This is a genomic window from Halorubrum amylolyticum, from assembly GCF_004114995.1.
In the GTDB taxonomy this organism is placed as follows: Archaea; Halobacteriota; Halobacteria; order Halobacteriales; family Haloferacaceae; genus Halorubrum; species Halorubrum amylolyticum.
This window is the reverse complement of the sequence record NZ_SDJP01000006.1, coordinates 100241-120151: the sequence shown is the minus strand read 5'-3', so window position 1 is coordinate 120151 and position 19911 is coordinate 100241. Positions and strand designations below refer to the sequence as shown.

Sequence of the window (19911 nt, the reverse complement as noted above, 5' to 3'; positions counted from 1 at the left end):
CTGTGTGCACAGCGGACACCTCCTCATTCCTCTCGCAAAGAAGCCTCGATAAGCCGCCGCTGTCACGTGGTTTGTCTCTTAGCTAAAGACGGATGACCCGAAGACTGTGTGGGTGCTGACCTCGGCATCACCAACTACATCCACACCTCGAAAAATCTGTCCGTGGATACGCTTGACCTGTCGGATGAGTACGACCGGTACGCACGCGAGCAGCGGAAACTCGCTCGGAAAGAACACGGCTCTAACAATTGGGAGAAACAACGCCAACAGGTGGCGCGAGCCAAACGTAAAATCAAGCGGAAGGTCGAAGATTTCCAGCACAAGCTGACGACGTGGCTCGTGAAAAAGTACGATGTGGTGGCCGTGGAGGATTTGGACGTGAAACCGATGCTGGAAACCAGCCAAAATGCGAAAAGCAAACAGGATGCGGCGTGGTCGCGGTTCATCGAACTGTTAGAGTACAAAGGTGAATTACACGGCACACACGTTGAAACGGTTGAACCTCGCGGGACGACAAAAGAGTGTTCGGTTTGTGGCGTCGAGACGGCCAAGCCGATCTGGGTGCGGGAGCATTCGTGCCCTGCGTGCGGACACAAGGAAGATCGTGATTTGAACGCGGCGAAGAATATTCTCACTCGTGGATTGCGGCAGTTAGGGCTGGGACAGTCCGAATCAACGCCTGTGCAGACTGCGCTCCCTACGTTCACGCCTCACCGAGAGGCCGTGGATGCAAAGCGCGTCGTTGAAGCAGGAAGCCCCGGGGCTTGACCCCGGGGTGCGTTCACCAACTACTAGACGGGATCAGATCTCGATGGCTGAGCCCACAGGCGTTCACTTGACGTACCGCAATCCAAATTCTCATTCGGCTCTGCTGAAATCCTATTATTCAGACATATCATCGGCTGAAACAACCGGTCGACAAAGAGTGCGTATCGAGCATCAATGGTCTGTGTGAGACGGTAGGTCTCCCGAAGCGTTTTGCGTCTCGGTGAAGTACTGACAGGTATGGCACGAGCTGATTCTGGGAATTCGGACCCTCCTGAACGGGAAATCCGCTTAGTGAAGAACCCAGATGGCCAGTGGACGGCTCGTGATCTCCGTGTCGGCGTGACTGCTCAAGGTAAAAGCCGGGACGTAGCACTTGACAATCTTGATGCCGTCATTGAGGCGGTAGAAGGTGATGGCGGGCGGCCTCCAACCGATGAGGAGATACGTGACCTCGGTGTTGATCCTGAAGTCGCTCAATCACAGAGCGATGAGATCCCCGATGTCTTACAGTAGCAATGGTGACGCGGGATTTTTCCGGTGAAGACGTGTACAAAGTGCTGGCGAACGTTGGTGGATTTCAGCACGTCCGTACCACAGGGGATCACCTGATTCTTCGATGGGACCCACCAGAAAGCCATGAGAACACGGATACGCGTACCGTGATTGTTCCGGCCCACGACTCAATCAGCATCGGAACGCTCCATGATATTGCTGACGACGCCGGTGCGGAGAATTTCGAAGCGTTCTGCGAGTGGATCGACGAGAATCGGTGACGACCGATATAGGTTTCTGAGTCACCTGTATTGACCGGAACCGGAGTAGAACGTATCACTTTCTGAGGATTTCAACGGAGCCCCTCATTCAAATTTAAATAGAATAATTCACAAAAATACGGTAGCGTTGCCATCACACCCGATTACCGACACGATTATACTTAGACCGCTTAGCTGAAGTTCTAAATTACGGACAATAAGCAGTATAATCGCAAGACGTAGCGGGGTTACTCTGTCGAAGAACCGACTGATAATAAAAATAAAAAAAGAGCTACCCAGAGGATCCGACAGAGCGTGTGAATAACATAGGGCGGTGCCACCCACCGGGGCCCAAGCGACCACTGACCGGTACGGACACCCGATCCCATACACTACACAGATCGGCAAGCGACCATCGCGCTGAGACCCGGGGAGACCAGTCGACGCAGCATCAACATGGGCAGCCACACCGAGGACGAACCCACGTGGATGGTTCCGGTCTGATCTGCTCAGTAGCAATTCACCTCTTGTCGTCAGCCAACCAAGGCCACGCACACTGGAAGCCACAGGCCGACAGTGATGCGGCTCGCCACAGCCTGGTGAGACGGCTGTAATATCGCTCCATCAGACACGCCTCTCAGGAGACCTGCGATCCGGTGGCAGCCAACAGACGATGCCACGCCGGGAAGCAGGGTGATTGTCTGGAAGCAAACGGACAGTCCCGAGTAGCAACTGGTGGTCTGTCGCGAGGACATGAGACTTCTTCATCGAGCAGGCGGGCGTCCTACGGGAGGAAACGTGGTGTCCTGCGTTGGGGAACAGGAAGTTGTTCTTTCAGGAACGCGGTGTCTTGCGGCAGGAAACGAGATGTCTTGCGTTGGGGAACAGAGAGTTGTTCTTTCAGGAACGTAGTGTCTTGCGTTGGGAAACAAGATGTCCTGCGTTGGGGAATGGGGAGTCTTGCGTTGGGGAAGCTGTGTCCTGCGGTAGGAAACAGGGAGTCTTGCGTTGGGGAACTGTCTGTCCTGCGGTAGGAAACGTGGTGTCCTGCGTTGGGGAACTGTCTGTCCTGCGTTGGGGAACGTGGTGTCTTGCGTTGAGGAAGCGCCTGTCCTGCGTTGGGGAACGTGGTGTCTTGCGTTGAGGAAGCGCCTGTCCTGCGTTGGGGAACGTGGTGTCTTGCGTTGGGAAACGGGGAGTTGTTCTTCCCGGAACGGGGTGTCTTGCGTGGGGAACGAGTGGGCCTGCGGTCGGGACCAACTGGTCTTGCGGCTGGGAACGGCGAGTCGTTGCTTCACCAGCGGCTGGTCCGGCGATAGAGAATCGACGGGCGTGCCCGAGGGCGGACGGATCTATGGGTCCGGGCGCGACGAAGTCTGTCTCAGCCAACGGATACGCCTCCGGACGGAAGCGGGTACGCACAACAACTGACTTGGTGAGTCTCACACAAGCGATCACCCAGTCGGCTTCAAGATAGCGAGCCCTCGAACGGCGGGGAGCGATAACATGACCCCGCTTCGAGATGGCGCCGTGAGGGATTCACTGCTTGGTGGCAATCGTTGCGCCCGACTCGCTGCGAGCCGCTGTGGGGCGGCGCTGCTGGGGCCACACCGTGAGCGCAACTCAGCTGTCACCGGTGTGTGTTGTGTCCAACTGGAGCCCTCAGACGTAGGCCACGAGGAGGGCGCGATAAGGAACCACGGACGTGTTCACCGAGCGATTGTCAGTCTCCTGCGGGTCGAGATATGTGGTATCGGCCGCACGGGCGGTGGCCAGACGCGAGTCAGCCGTCCCGAGTGACGGTGCGAGCCGACGGGTGCGACTGAATCGAGGGTGGGTGAAACTGTTGTGTGTCGTGTGGCGTCGTGCTGGGCGCTTCCCCAACCGACGGCGTCGTCGTCGTGGCTGTGGGGTGTCGCGATCGTTGTTGGCGTCGGGAACAAGGGGGTCGCTACTGGTGCACGCACGGAGTGACAATGCGGTGGTCGGGTGGGTCATGATCTGGTTACACGGATCGAGCGGAGAGCCCTCAGGGATGTCTTCAGTCAGCGGCATGGATCGACGCGACAGGCGATCGGGTGGCGAATTGGGACACACTGTCGAGCGAGTGCGCCGTGGCTGTCTGGCGTCCCATCTCCTAACGGGGGATGGACTGTGGTCTCGTTCAGGGAGAGACGTTTGCTGGTGAGCCGTGCGTCTCGGTGCGTCGCAGTGGTCACGGCGGTGTCTCAGTGTGGTGTGTGCGGTCGTTCAGTCGTGCGAGCATGGGCGTGGCGACTAGTGGCGTTGTGCTGAGCGTGATGTCGGCCTGGGGACGACGGCGCCTTGCGTTGTGATCGTCGTGGGGGACACCACGGTCGTGAGGGAGCTGTGCGGCGTGGGACAGTCGGTGTTGCTGTGGTGGTGACGGATCGATCGTACGGTGCTGTGCTGGTACACAAAGCGTCACGACGACGTCGACAGCGAGGCCGTCCGGAAGGGCGCCATACCAAGAGCGGAGGCGACGTCGTGGTGCGTGTGGTGGGAGGTTGGTCTCACGTCCCGGATCGATCTGGGAACACCTGGGCTCTCGGTGGGTTCACAGGAGCATTACTCTGGGCTCTCGGTGGGTTCACAGGAGCATTACTCTGGGCTCTCGGTGGGTTCACAGGAGCATTACTCTGGGCTCTCGGTGGGTTCAGACAAAAAGTACTCTGGGATCACGGTGGGCTCACACTAGAATTACTCTGGGATCACGGTGGGCTCACACTAGAATTACTCTGGGATCACGGTGGGCTCACGTCGAACGCTCACCTCGATCACTTACCGGTCATGACGGGATCGCGCTGGACTCACGACGGAGTCTGTTCGGATTGATCCTCTAATGGTTTGCTGGTCGTGGTGGGATCGGTTTGGATCGATACTCCAACAATTCGAGGGTCGTGGTGGGATCGGTTTGGATCGATACTCCAACAATTCGAGGGTCGTGGTGGGATCGGTTTGGATCGATACTCCAACAATTCGAGGGTCGTGGCGGGATCGGCTTGGATCAATACTCCAATGATTCGAGGGTCGTGGTGGGATCGGTTTGGATTGATACTGGACTCGTGTGGCCACACAAAGAGCACACGCGCAGTCTCTCGGCTGTCGTTGCGGCTGTCGGCGTCCACATGCTTAGTGTGTGTCACGCAAATTATTGCGCGGCTCCGTCCTGAATCCCGCTCTTCCCAGTCCCCCTTTTGCTCCCGTTCTTATTCTTATTATCAGTCGGATTGTGGTCACCATAACTCGGCGCCTGCTGTCGATTTAGACTACTTGTAACCGTCACCGTAATTGGGTCTCCATCACCGACACGACAACCCAGATCTGGCTGTGTATTATCACAATCAATATTCTCGGCCGGCCGTTTATACTGCGGTATCGAGGACCGCCTGACCACACGATATGTTGCGACAACGACGAGTTGTGGTGCCGGTGTGGTGCCGGTGGGCGACTGGGCTCACGCTCGGAGACGAGCGGGTACCCGCTCCTGTCGACGACCAGTACCGTCGGGCTCGCTGCCAGCCGCCGGACGGACCCCGACCGTCACAAGTGTGCCCTCACGCGTCCGTTCGACGCGACGGCGTACAGGAGACGCCACCAGCCCGAACGACAACGAGAGCGAGCCAGAGAGCGTGGTCGCCTGCGGCGTGGCGACACGCTGGCTGTCGCACCCTGACACGGCGAATGGCTCGACGGCGGCGCACCGGGTCACCGCCGTGGGGGGCCTGGACACGTCCCGAACGCGCTCATCGATCGCGTCGACGACGTCCGGGCGACGCTCGGGAGTGCCAGGTGCCGCGACGCCGGTGGCCACTAGGACAGCCCCGAGCGAGTCCCGGCACCCGACAGGTCCCGCGGCCAGCAGCGACCAGGCAGCGCGCTCAGCTGGCGACAGGTGACCAGTGCTGACCGCGTCACAGACACCCGCCGAGACCGACGCCCAGTGGGTCCGACTGATTCCGCCAGGCGTCACCGATCCAGCTGCGCGGATCGCCGATTCGATGGGGGGTGTGCTGGCACAGGCAATCGAGACGATCTGTACCGCTGCCCAGGCGAATCTTCGGGCCATCGACATCCTGTGTTACCGGGGGCTCGCTCACGAGGAGTATCTCCTCCGGGCGTGTCCAGCCCCGGACAGCAGTCGCGGTTCGGCACTCCCGATTCCCTCGGACCCGGAGATTGAGACGACTTCTGCCAGCGTTCAGGATAGCGATACGCTTACGGTACGGTTTGGGACGTGGCTCGCGGACCAACTCGTTGATCGGGTCGGTGTCGAAATCGTCACCTGCGATCCAACGCCGCTCGGCCGGACACAGACACTCACGACCCGACTGGTGACCGATGCGGAGGCGCCGATCGCAGTCGATCGAGCTGGCTCACAGAGCCATCTGGCGACGTATCTCGACGGGCTGCTTGAGCGGTCGGTCCCGCACGTTGCGCGCACGATTATCGCGCCGACTGGGTCGGGCACCTACCACGTCGAACAACAGGTTGGGCAGTTCTCCCCGCAGGCACGCACGCTCCAACGGCGCGATCTCGCACGCCACAGCAAGCGGGACACTGCGCCGTCGCTCGCAGCGCAGTACGACACCGACGCGATCACGTCACCGTGGGAGTTGTTGACCGAGGATGGGTGGGACCCCAAGACGTGGGCCAGCCAGTCCCCGTGTCACCCGACGCTTCACCGCCAGCCCGGGGCTGGTACGGCTGCGAGCACGTTGGTTGATCTTTGTACCCAACAACTGGAGTATCAGCGATTGCTCGGAACGCTTGGGGATCCACAGCCGCTTACCGACCAGTACGACGCCCTCGAGTATTCACCGACACTCGAAGTTGAGGCTGCGTCACTGACGAGCATGCTGGGACTCGTCTGGGGGTATGAGACGTCGGCGTGGGACACCCAACACGACTTCGATCGGCGGCCACCCATTCTTGAGCCGCTCGCGTTGCTTCGAGCCGCCCCCGGGACCGATGAAACGGCTGGGCATCACCCACGCGCGCCGGCTGGTGATGAGTCGTCGTCTCACCTCTGGACCCCAGCGCCGGCGACGACGGCTGACTGGCCGACACCGTCGCTGCGAGCCGGGGAGTTGGGGCCGGCAGCGCCGGCCGTGACACGGCGGGCGATCAAGCGGCTTCGTGAATACGGGGATTCGCTGTCGTTGGCTGCGACGCTTGGTGTTGATACGCCGTGGGCGATCGCTGAACGGCGACCGCCAGACGGTGACCCGAGTAGTCTTGTAGTTGATGATGATGGCACCGTTCCGCCAGGCGAACTCATTGCGGCCGCCTCGCATGGTGTCGAGACGCATGCGATAACGGTCGTCACCGAAACGCAGGCCGCAGCCGAGCGGGCGGCCGCAATCCTGCGAGAGCCGTTTGTTGAGGCAGCCGACTCGGAAACGGTGCTGTATCCGCGGACTGCCCGCCACTGGATCACGTCGGGACACGTTGCTGTCGTCCCCCGCGAGATGCCGCTTCAGTGGACGATCGACCCAGATGGAACAGTTCGGTTGTATGCCGCTGATGCGTGTCTCGTCAGTGGGACCGTCTGGGGGGATCCGCTTCGACCGACAGTCCCGTTCGATGACCCCTCGACCCCGCTACGATGGGTCGACCCAGACTCGTCGCCGGTTGTGCGGACGACCGATGGCGTCGCTCGCGATCAGTACGACACGCCAGCTGCGCTCGCTGCCGAGTATCGGTCGATCCCGTTGCCAGCTGTCCCCGCGCGGCGCTGGTGGAGTCCACGCGCGACGTGTCTCTCACTCGGGCCTCCGGGCCCGTCGGTGGTTGATCCACGCCGGCGGTTCGGGAGATACGAGGAGTCACTCGAAACGGCTCTCGAAGAATTCGTCACCACGTACACGTGTCAGGCTGAGACGACGCTGACAGCGTCAACGATCGCGACTGCGTGTCGCCGCTTGTTGTGGCCACAGTCGGCCACGGTGGTGTCACACGCGAAGCTCAAGCGGCTGGTGACAGAACTCTCACGCCGGATCACTGGGCCAGTCAGTTTCGACTCAGCACTCAAGAAGGCCGACACCATGACGCTCACCCAACGTGGGTGGATCTACCCGGACACGACAGCGGATCGGCCGGCCGCTCCGTTTGCTGACGCGACGGCGGCCGGGACGCCGACAGCATCGCTTGCAGAGACCCTTGCGATTGATCCTGATTACAAATGACAGACCCATCTGCCGCGGACGACGTAGCGATTTACTCACAGTGGCCCCGCGTCGGCTGTCTCCGATTGCGGCCACCGGAACGCACTGATGGAACGCCACCGGCGCAGAGTCACCCGCTTGCGTCGGTGATCCGATCGGCGTTTTCAAACACCAAACTCCGGCGGCTTGAGTTGTTGTCATGGCCGGCAGCACCGCATCAAGAATGGGTGCTTCACCCGATTGATTCGACGGTCCAAGCCCAACCAGATGAAGACGATGATCTTGATGACCCCGGCCAGACCCAGGTTGACCAATTTGGCACTTCAACATCGGTGACTCACGACGAAGCGAGCGCGGCGACTGGGGCGCTTGAATCGGCGTGTAAAGAGCATCTCGTCAAGCCGTATGGGTACGGCTACGATCGGTGTGCTGTCGATCTGTCACCGCTTGAAGCAACCATTCGGCCGACGTGTCGGCTTGCGGTTCGGGAAAGTCCCGATCTGCTACCGTTAGCACAGCGGAATCCACACGGTGTCGTCGAACTCATCAGCGATCTCAACGACAAGGATATCCCCTATCTGCTACAGACAATTATTTCTCGGGGGGATAACTCCACATTCGAACTCTCACAGCGGCTTGCCGTTTATCGGCCCAACTACGGACTTGCCACCGAACACGATTTCGCCGAACATCTCGATACTGGTGAGCGAGTCGATCTTAGCACGTACTATGACGACCAAACGAATCGGATTCGCTCGAACTTTGATCTCGATGCGACACGGTATTTCGATATCGACACCTCTGGCGATCGCTACGAGGCTGTCTCACGACACAAACATGATGTCGAAATCATCCGTGCGGCACGACGCGTCCTTGCCGGTCGCAAGGATTGTCATGACCTGTATGCCGGGTATCACGACACCGACAAAGAACTCGAGAATCTCTACCAGTACGCCAACTACTACACGAAGATCCCAGTTGATAAGCGAACAGTGCGAGCGTTCGTCGCGCTCGTGTCTGACTCAATCAAGTACTCTCCGTGGGAGAACGTCGGCTACATCGATCCGCCCAAGCTGATCACGAATCCCGTCGTCGTACCGACAACTACGGGCGAGACAGCGGATCCGGAGGCCGCTTCGCCCGAAAACGTCACCCAGTACGACGACGAGCAGTCGGTCACACTGGCCACTCGTGGGTCAGCGGAACATCAGCTCAACGAGGACTGGGTTGCGGACTACTTTGCGAACGCTGGCTGGACGGTCAAGCAACTCGATACTGAGGCAACCGAGTCTGTGCCTGATATCTGGATACAAAAAGACGAGATCGAGTACTTCGTTGAAGTCGAAGAAGAAAACACCGATCAACCAGCAAATGTATTGACAAACGCAGCGCGCGCCGCGCACTATGATATGGAGGTCATTTTTGTTGCCAAAAATAAGTCCAAAGCGCAATCGATCGCCAAAATACTTCGAGAGCCCGTCACCGACACCGACGTTCACAATGGCGCACAGCTGTACACGATGTCGGACGAGCTGACGCTTACTGACGGGAGTACCCCGGTGTTGCCACCGGATGTCGAGTCATCCCAGTGGTATCTAAGGTATCAGGAGCCACCGGAAGCCGAAGCCAAGGACGATGCTGATATCGAAGCGCGTTCGCCATCACAGATCGAGCCGGAACTCCGGCTTGAGACACCGGATGGGGAGGTGCTTGCCGCTGGGTCCGTTGACGAGAGCGTCGCAACATGGGAGTTTGAAGAGTTCCTCCGCGAATCGGATCCGAGTGCTGCCGACCGGACGAAGGTTCATGGACCGTTTGTCCCAACGCAACTTGCGTACTTAGCCCGGAGTAGCCTTCGGTATCGTAACGGCGACCAACTCGAGCGGCTTGATCCAAATGAGTACCCTGCTGATTGGGATCAAAGCGACGCGGCTGGGAAACGTGAACGGTACAAGAATGCCTACGAAACATTTGTTGACCGATACACTGTCGCTGTCGACTACACCGAGATTGAAAAGCCCGACTTTATCAAGCCGATGAACGAGCGGATCTACAAACCACAGACGTCACGCAAAGCCCCCGGGATGCGTGAGTCTGGCCGGGCGCTCTGGCAGTTCGCTGAGCGTAAGTCTCGTGACAACAATGCCCTTGATCTGATCAAAAACCGGACGTGGCGGTGGCCTCACGATGTGACCTCGCCGGACATGTCATTTGTTGGTGACTCGCGTGTGCTGTCCGAACTCGGCCTTGAGGAGTGACTGGCTGCCTCCCTAGTGTGTGGTTCGTGAGGTGGTGGTTTCTTGTTTTCTTAACGTGTGCGGTAGCTGTCGCCCCGAACCCACGAGCCGTAGTCCGAACACGCTTATCATCTGCGACGACACCGACTGGTCGCCCTCAGCCGTGTAGGCTAAGTCTCCAGCATGTGTGGAACCCGAACGCATATTATGTACGCGATAATATTATCGCACACATAATGATCAACAGAGAGAATGAACTGGAGTGGCTCACGTCACATCTCTCAAGGGAAGAACGACAGCTACTGGTTCTCTATGGCCGACGTCGGGTCGGAAAAACCACGCTGGTGACGACTGCGCTTGAGGATCTGGAAGCAACTTCGGTTTATTATCTGTGTGATCAGCGTGGTTCGCGTCACAACGCGCGGCGATTTGCGGCTCGGTGTGCCGAAACATTCGATGATGTTCCCCCAGATGTCGACGGCTTCGAGGAGGCGTTTCAGTATCTTATTTCCCGTGTTGATGGACCCTGTGTCATCGCCCTGGACGAGTTCTCATATCTCGTCGCGGATGACGAGACCATTCCGTCAGTGTTTCAGACCATTGTCGACGACGTCCTCGCCGAGACGGAGATCTCACTCGTGCTGTTGGGGTCGTCGATCTCGATGATGAAAGAGGGTGTATTGAGCTACGAGAGCCCATTATACGGTCGTCGAACCGGGCAGTGGGAGCTCGCTCCGCTGTCGTTCGCGGATGTTCGTGTATTCTTCCCCAATACCGATCTACAGACGCAGATCCAGATATACAGTGTTTTGGGTGGAGTGCCCGCGTATCTCGAACAGTTCGATACTGACCGACGCCTCTTTGAGAACATCGAGGAAGCGATTCTCTCGAAAGGCGCGTTCCTCTACGAGGAGCCGGAGTTCCTGCTCCGGCAGGAACTTCGTGAGCCCGCAACGTATATGGCGATCCTCGAAGCCATCGCCGGTGGCGCGACCCGTGTCACCGATATTGCCAACGAGATCGGCAAGGCTGCAAGCAGCCTCTCCCGATACCTCCAAAACCTCACACAGTTAGCGATTCTCGAACAGGAGCACCCAGTCACAGATCCAGACGGTCGTGGACTGTATCGACTGACAGATGATTTCCTTCGGTTCTGGTTCCGGTACGTGGCACCGAATCAGGGAACGCTTGAGCAGGGACAAACAGAACCAGTCCGGGCGGCGATCGCCGAGACGCTCCCCACACACACGAGTCGAACCTTCGAGACGGTCTGTCAGCAGGCGGTTCAGACGGCCGCGTTTCCCGTGTCCTGCTCGCGCGTTGGCCGCTGGTGGTACGGCGGCGAGGAGATCGATGTCGTCGGCCTCAACCAACACACGGACACCCTGTTACTCGGCGAGTGTAAGTGGACGTCCGCACCGATCGGCTGCGCAGTATTCGATGATCTCACAGCACTTGAGTCAGACGTTCGGTGGCACGGAGATGATCGGACGGTGAACTATGTCCTCTTTTCGCGTGCTGGGTTCACCGACGAGTTACAGGCAGTCGCTGACGAGCGTCCTGACGTGTCTCTGTACGGGCTTGACGGACTGGCTGCCCTGTTTGAGTGACACTCGCTCATCGCTGGGTTCCCGTTTTTGAGGAAGTTCGTTGAGCTCAGCGACCTCTCATCGCTCTCGGAAGGGGTTCACCGCCCAGTATCCACGTTGAGAATGTCCAGAGGCTCCTCTTCCATCGCTACCTCGCGCCAGCGGGTGAACTACCCCACCCTACTCGCTCACGGCTGACGCCGTTCGCTCCTTGAGGGTGGGGTTTCCTGTTTCCACGACGCGCTTTGCAGATACAGGCGTATCCACAGGGAGCGCAGTCTCCACAGGCGTTGATTCGGAGTATCCCACTCCTACTTCTTCAAGACCACGAGAAAGGATGTTCCACGCCGCGTTCGCATCCCTATCCGCTTCAAATCCACACGCCGGGCAGGAGTGTTCGCGCATCCACAGCGGTTTCTCAGTCTTCACACCACAGGAAGCGCACTCCTTTGTCGTCCCGCGCGGTTCACGGCGACGAAGTGCGCCCCTTCACGTTCACACTTGTATTCGAGCATCCGCAGGAACGTTCCCCACGCCGCTCCCGCCCGATTTCGTGAGTTTTTGGGGAGTTCGACCAGCCCTTTCGCATCCAAGTCCTCAACAGCCACCAAGTCGTACTCGGTGGCGTAGTAGTTCGACAGCTTGTGGAGAAAGTCGCGGCGCTTTCGCTTGAGATCAGCGTGGCGTTCCGCCACGATTTGTCGTTGTGTCTCCCAATTCGTAGAGTCGTGTTCCTTCCGCGAAAGGTCGCGTTGGGCGCGTTCCAATCGTTCGCGCTCGTCGCTGAAGTCGGGACTTTCGATGGCGTACCCATCGGTGTCGTGGGCATACTTGAGAATCCCCACGTCGATACCAACGCACCGATCTGGATCGGTTGGTTTCTCAGGTGTCTCTTTCCCGTCGACAACGAATGAAGCGAACCAGTCCCCAGTTGGCTCCTTCTTAATCGTGACTTGTTTGATCGTCTTGGTGTCGGGGATTGTGCGGTGTTTGATGAGTGGAACATCCGCAAGTTTCGACAGCGACAATACGGTCTGACCGTTCTTACTATCGAACTCGAAGCCAGACTGTATGTAGGTGAAACTGCGGAAGTCCTTGGGAGCCTTCCAGTTGAGGCTTCCGACGTTGTAGCCGTTCTGTTTCAACTGGGAGAGGGCTTTGATGCTGTCTTCGATACGCATGACAGCGGCTTGTGCGACCGTTGAATAGAGGTCATTTAGTTCATCCCACCAGACTTTAAGATCGGTGAGCTGATCGCGTACTTGGCGTACTCGTTGGGTGAGTGTTCCCGCCGATTCGGGGATTTTCTCAAATTCGTTGAGTGCGTGATTGTAGAGTTGCCTACAGGTGTCTCGGTGATGATCCAACAGCTCACGTTGTTCAGGCGTGGGATCAAGCCGGAATCTGTAGGTGTAGCGCATTGACTATTCGTCGGGGGCTGAGGTTCGGACGATTTTCACGTCTGCACCACGCCATCGCTTCGGAACGAGAACGTGTGCGCCGTTGCCGGTCGGCTTCACCTCTCCCTCGATGACTTCGTGGCCTTCTACTTCGTGTCTATCCATCATCTGTGTTTAAACACTATTTCAACTTGACTCTATCGGTGGGGTGGTTGGGCAGCGAGTACGAACGTGTTTGAGACATGATGACGGCGGTGTATCCCCTCCCTACTCGCTCCCGCTGGTCGCTCCTTGAGGAAGGGGGCTTACCGCCTGTATTCTGCTAATCACTGCTCGAGTGACAACCTGAACTTGGGTTTCCTCGCCGAGAAACGACGGTTCAGCAGCTCCGGCGTCCGGTGGTGGATGGAAGTGCGCGTCGGGCGCGTTTGTTTTCGGGTGGTTGTCGAACCGAAAATCAATCCCGTCGGGTTCCGTGTAGTGATAGCGATATGCTCCACGTTTCCACCATGTAATCTCTATTCGACCCGCTGTGTCCAGCCCAGATGAAAACGCAACGACGAGTTCAGTCGGATTCACCGGATCATCGATTGCCGCAGAGTCGACAAGTGGTTCTTCGGTCACGAGTAGATCCCGAATCTGTCGGAGGACAACGGAATCGACGGGTCCAACAGGGCCAGCGATATCACCGGCCATCAGTCATTGTGTCGCCGCGCCGAGATCGCGGGCTCGACTGTAGTTGATCGCGGCTTGGGCGATATGGAGGTTCCGTTCAGTCGTCTGCCACTCAGAGACTGCCTCCCATGCACCTTCAGGAGGACTGTCTCCCAACGAAGTCGCAAGGTCTTCTGGGGATACGGCGTCGTACGTGTCCTCGAAGTCCCGAATTCGCTGTTTCATTATCTGGACCTTCTCGATCAGGGTCTCTCGACTGTAGTCTGTCGAGAGGTCGCGAATCCGCTGGTAGAGGAGTGTGTCCTCGTTACGCGTGTACGTTGTTCCAGTTCCGTCTTCTATTGCGGTCGCCGTCCCGACTTCCACGAGCGAGTTGAGATGTTTGCGCGCAGTCGGCTCGCTCACAAGGGCTTCCTCGGCAATGTCGCTCGCGGTTTTCGCTGATGTCGTTTGTTCAATGGTCTGGTGGACCCGTTCTAGTGCTGTCGTCGACCGCTTCCACTGGTCACGAGCGTTACTGAGTGTCTCATGATCAGAATCGGAATCCATACGTGCGTGTTCAAGCTCGGACATAATATATTTCTCTGAAAAATAATTGTTGTGTTTAATTCGCCCTGACATCTGGAACGGTGACGCCGAGCGGCAGATTCACTGACAGAAAGCATTTATCATGCCCCTCGGGTCAAGTTAGCATGAACGCTCGAGCGTTGGTCGGAAAGCCACGCACTTGGTGAGACGGTCCGTGCGACCGCCCTTCCAGGGCCGTAGCGGGCTGTTCGCCGGTGTGTGTCTACCCATGAACGACGACGAACTCCTCCGTCGAGAACTGCGCGGTGCTCGCGAAGAACTGGTCCGCAAACGCGCACGACAGTCAGACGACCTGCCAACATCGGAGAGTCAACTTCCGTTGATGCCAGAGCGGGACGCGGCGTTCCTTCGTCTCGCCCTGATGAGCGTCGACGACCTCGAAACGCACATCGATCGACTCGAACGCGATCTCGCTGATCTCGAAGACGGTATCGATCGCCCGGATACGGAGCGCGAATAGACGCCTCGAACGCACATGAACCTCGCAGAAAACACGATCTACAGCCACGACGAACTCGGTGAAGTACTCGTGTTCGGTGTCCACCATATCTTCGAAACGTACGATCTGGACGCAGGAGACGGCTGTCTCCGATCGAGAATCGTTCGCTATACTGCGGAGTGGGACGACTATGGACCGATACCCGCGAGTGTCCGTACCGCTCCTGTCGAAGAGTTTCGGACGGTTGTCGGCGACGTCGTTCGACCGTGGGATAGAGGTGAGGGTGTAAACGGCGATACCTGACCGTACACAACACGCTACCACTGACCGATGAAAGTATACCCGAAGATCCCACGATACGATCACCCCGTCGTCCCGGAGTCGTTCTTCGATGCTGAGGACTTGGTGGTCCTCGAGAAGTTCGATGGGAGCTCGTTCCGCTTCACACTCTATGATGAGCGTCACGCGTCGTCCTATCCCGAGCCCGTCGTGAACACCGCCAACGGAGACGGAAGTCTCGTCTTCGGGACGCGGCGCTCGATCATGGGCAGTCATCGCGACGATCTCGAGGATATCGACGGGGCACTTCACCGAGCCGTCCGGTGTCTCCGTGACGGGATCGACGTGGATGCTCTCCGTCGATCCCACGACGAACACGGCAGCCCGCTCATCGTGTACGCAGAGAACCTGGTGTACTCGACGCTGGACTACGGATACACCGAACGCGATCTCCCCGCACTGGTTGGCTTCGACATCCTTCCGTACGCGGCCATCGACTCGATGACGCCACCAGGAAGTCCATACGCCGAGACTTTCGAGGGATTCCTCCCGATCAAGGCGGCTTGGCGCATCTTTGACCGGGTCCGGATCGAGAACGCATCCCCTGATCGCGCGTTCGTTCCTGCGGCAATCCTCGCCGAGACGACTACGTTCGATCCCGAGAACTACACCGTTCCACGGTCGTCGCTTGCCGGCGATGTCCGTGCGGAGGGCGTCGTCATCCGTAGTGACAGCCACGACCGCCGCGTCAAAGTGGTCCGCAACGCGTTCGAAGAATTGAATCGTGAGCAGTTCGGTCAAGATCCGGATGATGCGGAGACAGGTGCTGAACAGTTCGTCGCGATTTACTGTACATCCGCCCGGATCCGAAAGATGGTCCGATCACTCGTCATTGAAGAGGGTCACGAGTTTGGGCTTCACCTCGTGGAAGACCTGTACCCGCGGGTCGTCGAGGATATTTGGGCCGAACACTGGCAGGAGATCATGCGACTTGATTTCGAGTTCACACCTGCAGATGTCTACCCGCTCGTCGCCAAGCGGTGTGTCACGGAACTCCGAAAGATGGAGACGAACGCCGAACTGAACGACGCCGACCCGACGACGATCTGGCAACACCTCTCGTAGCAATTCGTTCTTGCGTGCATGACACGGCCGATGTGTCCATCTCACTCGACGGCGTCACGCTGAACCGGAACTGTGTGCCAGTCTTTGATATTCGACGACGAGGAAATCAACTGGTTCACCACGGTCTCGTCTTGACGGGCGTTCACGTCCGTTTCGAGCTCGAAGAGTCAGCATCATCACCAACCCGCTGCCAAGAGAGTGAATCCTGTGCCGGCCCTGTTTCACCGTCTTCCACGAGCCGTTCAACGCGCTCGAGAGCGTCGACAACCTCAGTGAGACCCACTGTGGAACACCTCCTGTTTCACCGTCTTGAGCGCTGGTGAGTCGCGAAGCGTCAGTCCTTCAGTAAGTATCTCTCCGATTCGATCGTGGCTTCCTGCTGACGTGCTGGGTTCGACGATAATGTGTGCCTCATACCGATCGCCATCAATCGACGTGTTGGCAATCTCACGTTCAATGCGGTGAGCCTCACGCTGGGCTTGTCTTCGATTTTCATCGACAACAACGAACAAGTCAATGTCACTCGTCCGATCAGCGGTGCCTCGCGCCACGCTCCCAAACAGAACGATACCGATGTCTTGACTAAGCTGTTCGTTGAGTTCGGTAACAATTGTCCTGACTGGCTCGTGATACTCTGCTTGTGGGATCGTTGTTATCGGATCGTCTGCTTTGACGAGCATCGACGGATCGATTTGAACTCCATTTGCTCGGCCAGATCGGTCGACACTAACTACGCCAAGTGATTCAAGCACATCAACGGCAGCGTTCACACCACTCAGTCCTCGTTCTGTCACGCGGTGAAGTTCACGGTTAGTGAACTCCCGATCTGGATTATCGACAAGAAGGTGTACGATGTCTGCCGTTGCTCCGTATCGGAATGCGTCGGGATCTCCAAGGGGGATAGGGAGCCGAATATATGTCTCCTCTGTTTGAACTGTTTTAGCAGTCATGATCTGTTAGACGATTCAATTGTAGAAAAGTCTTGGTGTCTCGTCTTGCTACCCAGGTGGCACCCGTACGTGGTGGACGACGACGAGAACGACTCGGAGTGAAGTACCCCGCGCACGGTGGCGCGGGGCGTCCGTGTTTAGACAAAAGATACGGACAGGGCTAGATTGGCTCGAATGCACCGATCTCATCGATGATTTGCTTCGGATTCTCGGCGTGTTCGATGAACGAGAGAACGTTTTCCGACCACCCCGAGATGTTGTAGACGTTCTCGTAGCCTTCTGGCGTCACCAGGTCGCCGTAGGCCGCGAGATCGACGAGATACAGCGCGGTGTCCGCAGACACCTCGTCCCGATACGCATCGAACGACTCCTTGACCGTCTGGGAATTGCGGGCTGTGAACGGCGTGTTGTCCCAGATCTGTATATCGGTGAAGACGACGATACGTTCAACAGCATCCCCTCGGTCGTGGAGGTGCTTGATCGCCTTCCAGCCGTTCGTCGAATTCCCGACGTCCTCGTCGATCGCCAACACCGCCGCTTGGCGCTGCAGGACTGGCGTGTCCACGTGCATCGGAACGGTCTGGAAGTCGTCTCCGAACCCGCCGACGTCGGCATCCTGGTCGGCCAGGATCGCACCGAACAACGCACTGATCTCCTTCAATCGGAGTGTGCTGTTCGCGGACAGCGGTTGATCCATCGATCCCGACAGGTCGACCGCGACAAAGGTACCGCCGAATCCGCCAGGCACCGTCTCGACCGCGACATCAATTGCGTCTTCGAGCCACTGCTCGACCGTCGGTGCTTGGACATCCGCGTCTTGTAGCGCGGTGTAGGCCTGGTAGTACCGGAACGGGTACAGCGGCGCGTGCCGGACTGCCTCCAGGTCGAGGTGATCCACGACGGTGTCCTCCGGAACGCCGGCTTCGAGCATGTTCCGGAGGTTCCGGATCGACGCGAAGATGGGCAGCGTGTACTCGTCGTCCTCGATGAGCAGTTCCCAGGCGGCTTGGGTGTTGCCGCGCTCGGAGATAACCGTCTCCCACGTGTTGGGCGCCGGCACCGGGTCGACGTCGGGATAGTCGTCGAGGCCGCCACGCATGAACCGCTCGAAGAGTGCTTCCTGCTCAGCGTCGACGGGCGTGGGGTGAACGCGGTTGAAGACGTCGTGTAGCGTCACCTCACGCTGCGACAGCTCGTACTTGCCCAGCGTGTAGGCGTCGGCCATCTCCACCAGCGCGTCCTCGATCCCGCGTCGAAGCGGCCACGGCGCAGTCCCGCCGAACAGCTGATCGTGGACCGCGAGCGCGGTGGCCGTCTCGTCCATCCGCTGGATGATTGCCGGCGCCCATTCGCGGATGAGCGACTCGGGGGAGTCGTCCTTGAATCGGTCGTCGTTGGCTGCCAGCACGAGCAGTACTTGTGGGATGTCCCGCAAGTAGAGCTCCTGGCGCGCATAGGCCGCGAGCTTCAGGACGAACTCCGGGTTGTCGTTTGCGGCGGCATCGAACTGGCGGACGACAGCAGCGAGCTGTTCGTCATCGGTCTCGTAGAACGAGCCCTCCAGCAGCTGGTTGATCGTGCGCTTGTACAGTGCGAGTCGGGGGTCGGCAGGCTCGAACGCTTCCCCACCTTCGTAGTTGGTGGTCCGCGTTGCCTCCGCGACCGTTTGTTTTGGCGTGTTGAATTCCATCCTATCACCCGGAGTCGCAATAGGCGACTCCGATCGCAGCTGCCCACTCGCTCTGTGAGCAGCGAGTCTCGGGAGAGAAACTTCCCGAACCAGCCTCGCATCGCTCGGCTGGACGTTCCCGGCACGATTCGAACGTGCGACGCCCGGCTTCGAAGGCCGGAGCTCTGTCCTGACTGAGCTACGGGAACACGAGTGGCCGGACAATTCCTGGAGCGAACGACGGGATTCGAACCCGTAGAGTGCCATCGACGTAGCGCTCCAGATCGACGGCCACTGGCGACACGGCGACCGGAAAACCGTCGGAGCGGGACCGGTGTCGAGCGTCCTCTCGTACGCTCTTTGTCCGGGATGTTCTCGATGGACTACGCCACCGACAGGATTTGAACCTGCGAGTTCCTGGCGAAGCAACGCTCCGACTCGACGGTCGCCACGTGTGGTCGGGCAACCGGTGGTGCGACGGGCCATGACTCCCGTTGGTGTGCTTTGCGGGCGAAGAAACGCACCACCTCGACGACCACACGCTTGGGGAAAGCCGACCGTGACAGCGTCACGAATCCGTGGCTGCCCGCTATGTCAGGCACAGGAAAATACTGTCAGAGCCAGCCCCCGAGTGCTCCCGAGGGGAATCGAACCCCCGACCTCCAGTTTGAAAAACTGGCGTCTCTCGCCAACGGAGACTCCGGGAGCGCGGTAGGGACGAAGTCAGGCGCTGAGGTGGGGCGGACACGCACGGATTATCGCAGGCGTTCGAATCTCTCGAGCTGCCCGTGCGTGAACGTCACTCGATACGTGACGAGTGTATCGAGATCCTCGAAGGAGTGTTTGAACTCGAAGCGGCCGTGGTAGTCGTCTCGTTCGCTCCAGCCGTCGTGGACTCGGTTCCGACAGCCGGCCATATAGAGGAGATCTTCCTCGTCGACGTCGTCACGGCTCGCGTATGGTCGGTCTTCCGGCGGGACCGCTTCGGTGTGCCACTCTGCTTCGAGGAGCCGACCCTCCGCCGTAATCCGAAATGTGGTCATAGTCGGTCGATCGATGCCTTTCGTCTGCCAGTCGACGTCCTCGGCAGGAGTAATCCCGTCGGGGTACTCCGGTAGGTGGACGTCGTCGTAGAGTTCGACTGTATCGAATAGTCCCATTGGTGTCCTCCATTGCGGGACCAGGAGTCGAACCTGGACTTCGGGGATATGAGCCCCGTGGACTGCCATTACCCTATCCCGCAGCACACAAT

General features: G+C 58.6%; 14 protein-coding genes, 3 tRNA genes and 2 pseudogenes. 9 read left to right on the top strand and 10 right to left on the bottom strand.

All coding sequences use genetic code 11. The features are described from left to right. Nucleotides 1-99: 99 nt before the first annotated feature. From ESO89_RS07490 to ESO89_RS07465, 6 genes and pseudogenes are all read left to right on the top strand, one after another. Nucleotides 100-768 (top strand): annotated as a pseudogene (locus tag ESO89_RS07490) (RNA-guided endonuclease InsQ/TnpB family protein); the annotation flags it as partial. Between the two features lie 237 nt (nucleotides 769-1005). Beyond that, on the top strand, nucleotides 1006-1281 hold the full coding sequence (locus ESO89_RS07485; protein ID WP_080508760.1) for a type II toxin-antitoxin system HicB family antitoxin: 276 nt from the start codon (nucleotides 1006-1008) through the stop codon (nucleotides 1279-1281). A 2-nt stretch (nucleotides 1282-1283) separates the two neighbouring features. Continuing rightward, entirely contained in the window at nucleotides 1284-1541 is a 258-nt protein-coding gene (locus tag ESO89_RS07480; protein ID WP_128904920.1) for a type II toxin-antitoxin system HicA family toxin, read from the top strand. Between the two features lie 3902 nt (nucleotides 1542-5443). Beyond that, on the top strand, nucleotides 5444-7729 hold the full coding sequence (locus ESO89_RS07475) for a hypothetical protein (protein WP_128904919.1): 2286 nt from the start codon (nucleotides 5444-5446) through the stop codon (nucleotides 7727-7729). A 173-nt stretch (nucleotides 7730-7902) separates the two neighbouring features. Then, nucleotides 7903-9966 carry a hypothetical protein gene (locus ESO89_RS07470; protein ID WP_128904918.1) on the top strand — a complete coding sequence of 688 codons (2064 nt, stop codon included), beginning with the start codon at nucleotides 7903-7905 and terminating at the stop codon, nucleotides 9964-9966. Nucleotides 9967-10181: 215 nt separating this feature from the next. Next, nucleotides 10182-11555: an ATP-binding protein gene (locus ESO89_RS07465; protein ID WP_128904917.1), complete on the top strand. Its 1374-nt coding sequence runs from the start codon at nucleotides 10182-10184 to the stop codon at nucleotides 11553-11555. A 159-nt stretch (nucleotides 11556-11714) separates the two neighbouring features. Here ESO89_RS07465 and ESO89_RS07460 read toward each other — a convergent pair. The 4 genes and pseudogenes from ESO89_RS07460 to ESO89_RS07445 all read right to left on the bottom strand — a co-directional run bounded on the left by ESO89_RS07460 (nucleotide 11715) and on the right by ESO89_RS07445 (nucleotide 14158). Then, nucleotides 11715-12955 (bottom strand): annotated as a pseudogene (locus tag ESO89_RS07460) (RNA-guided endonuclease InsQ/TnpB family protein). 3 nt (nucleotides 12956-12958) lie between these two features. Next, on the bottom strand, nucleotides 12959-13099 hold the full coding sequence (locus tag ESO89_RS07455) for a DUF2080 family transposase-associated protein (RefSeq protein WP_121562418.1): 141 nt from the start codon (nucleotides 13097-13099) through the stop codon (nucleotides 12959-12961). Between the two features lie 102 nt (nucleotides 13100-13201). After that, a complete protein-coding gene (locus ESO89_RS07450) occupies nucleotides 13202-13630 on the bottom strand; it encodes a hypothetical protein (protein ID WP_128904916.1) in 429 nt (142 codons plus the stop codon). Between the two features lie 3 nt (nucleotides 13631-13633). Next, the gene (locus ESO89_RS07445; RefSeq protein ID WP_128904915.1) at nucleotides 13634-14158 is read right to left on the bottom strand and encodes a winged helix-turn-helix domain-containing protein; all 525 of its coding nucleotides are present in this window, start codon (nucleotides 14156-14158) and stop codon (nucleotides 13634-13636) included. Nucleotides 14159-14405: 247 nt separating this feature from the next. Here ESO89_RS07445 and ESO89_RS07440 point away from each other — a divergent pair, with 247 nt between their 5' ends. The 3 genes from ESO89_RS07440 to ESO89_RS07430 are packed head-to-tail and all read left to right on the top strand — an operon-like array spanning nucleotide 14406 to nucleotide 16040. Continuing rightward, entirely contained in the window at nucleotides 14406-14657 is a 252-nt protein-coding gene (locus tag ESO89_RS07440) for a hypothetical protein (protein WP_128904914.1), read from the top strand. Nucleotides 14658-14672: 15 nt separating this feature from the next. Further along, complete coding sequence (locus tag ESO89_RS07435; RefSeq protein ID WP_128904913.1) at nucleotides 14673-14939, top strand: hypothetical protein; 267 nt, start codon at nucleotides 14673-14675, stop codon at nucleotides 14937-14939. A 27-nt stretch (nucleotides 14940-14966) separates the two neighbouring features. Continuing rightward, nucleotides 14967-16040 (top strand): RNA ligase family protein, encoded by a 1074-nt coding sequence (locus tag ESO89_RS07430; RefSeq protein ID WP_128904912.1) that lies wholly within the window; start codon nucleotides 14967-14969, stop codon nucleotides 16038-16040. 269 nt (nucleotides 16041-16309) lie between these two features. Here ESO89_RS07430 and ESO89_RS07425 read toward each other — a convergent pair whose 3' ends face one another. From ESO89_RS07425 to ESO89_RS07400, 6 genes are all read right to left on the bottom strand, one after another. Further along, nucleotides 16310-16990: a nucleotidyltransferase domain-containing protein gene (locus ESO89_RS07425; RefSeq protein WP_128904911.1), complete on the bottom strand. Its 681-nt coding sequence runs from the start codon at nucleotides 16988-16990 to the stop codon at nucleotides 16310-16312. Nucleotides 16991-17150: 160 nt separating this feature from the next. Beyond that, entirely contained in the window at nucleotides 17151-18680 is a 1530-nt protein-coding gene (locus ESO89_RS07420) for a TROVE domain-containing protein (protein WP_128904910.1), read from the bottom strand. A 113-nt stretch (nucleotides 18681-18793) separates the two neighbouring features. Further along, a tRNA-Arg gene (locus ESO89_RS07415) sits at nucleotides 18794-18868 on the bottom strand. Between the two features lie 423 nt (nucleotides 18869-19291). Continuing rightward, nucleotides 19292-19367 (bottom strand) — tRNA-Glu (locus ESO89_RS07410). A 47-nt stretch (nucleotides 19368-19414) separates the two neighbouring features. Next, nucleotides 19415-19819: a hypothetical protein gene (locus ESO89_RS07405; RefSeq protein WP_128904909.1), complete on the bottom strand. Its 405-nt coding sequence runs from the start codon at nucleotides 19817-19819 to the stop codon at nucleotides 19415-19417. A 12-nt stretch (nucleotides 19820-19831) separates the two neighbouring features. Beyond that, nucleotides 19832-19902 (bottom strand) — tRNA-Met (locus ESO89_RS07400). Nucleotides 19903-19911 lie beyond the last annotated feature (9 nt).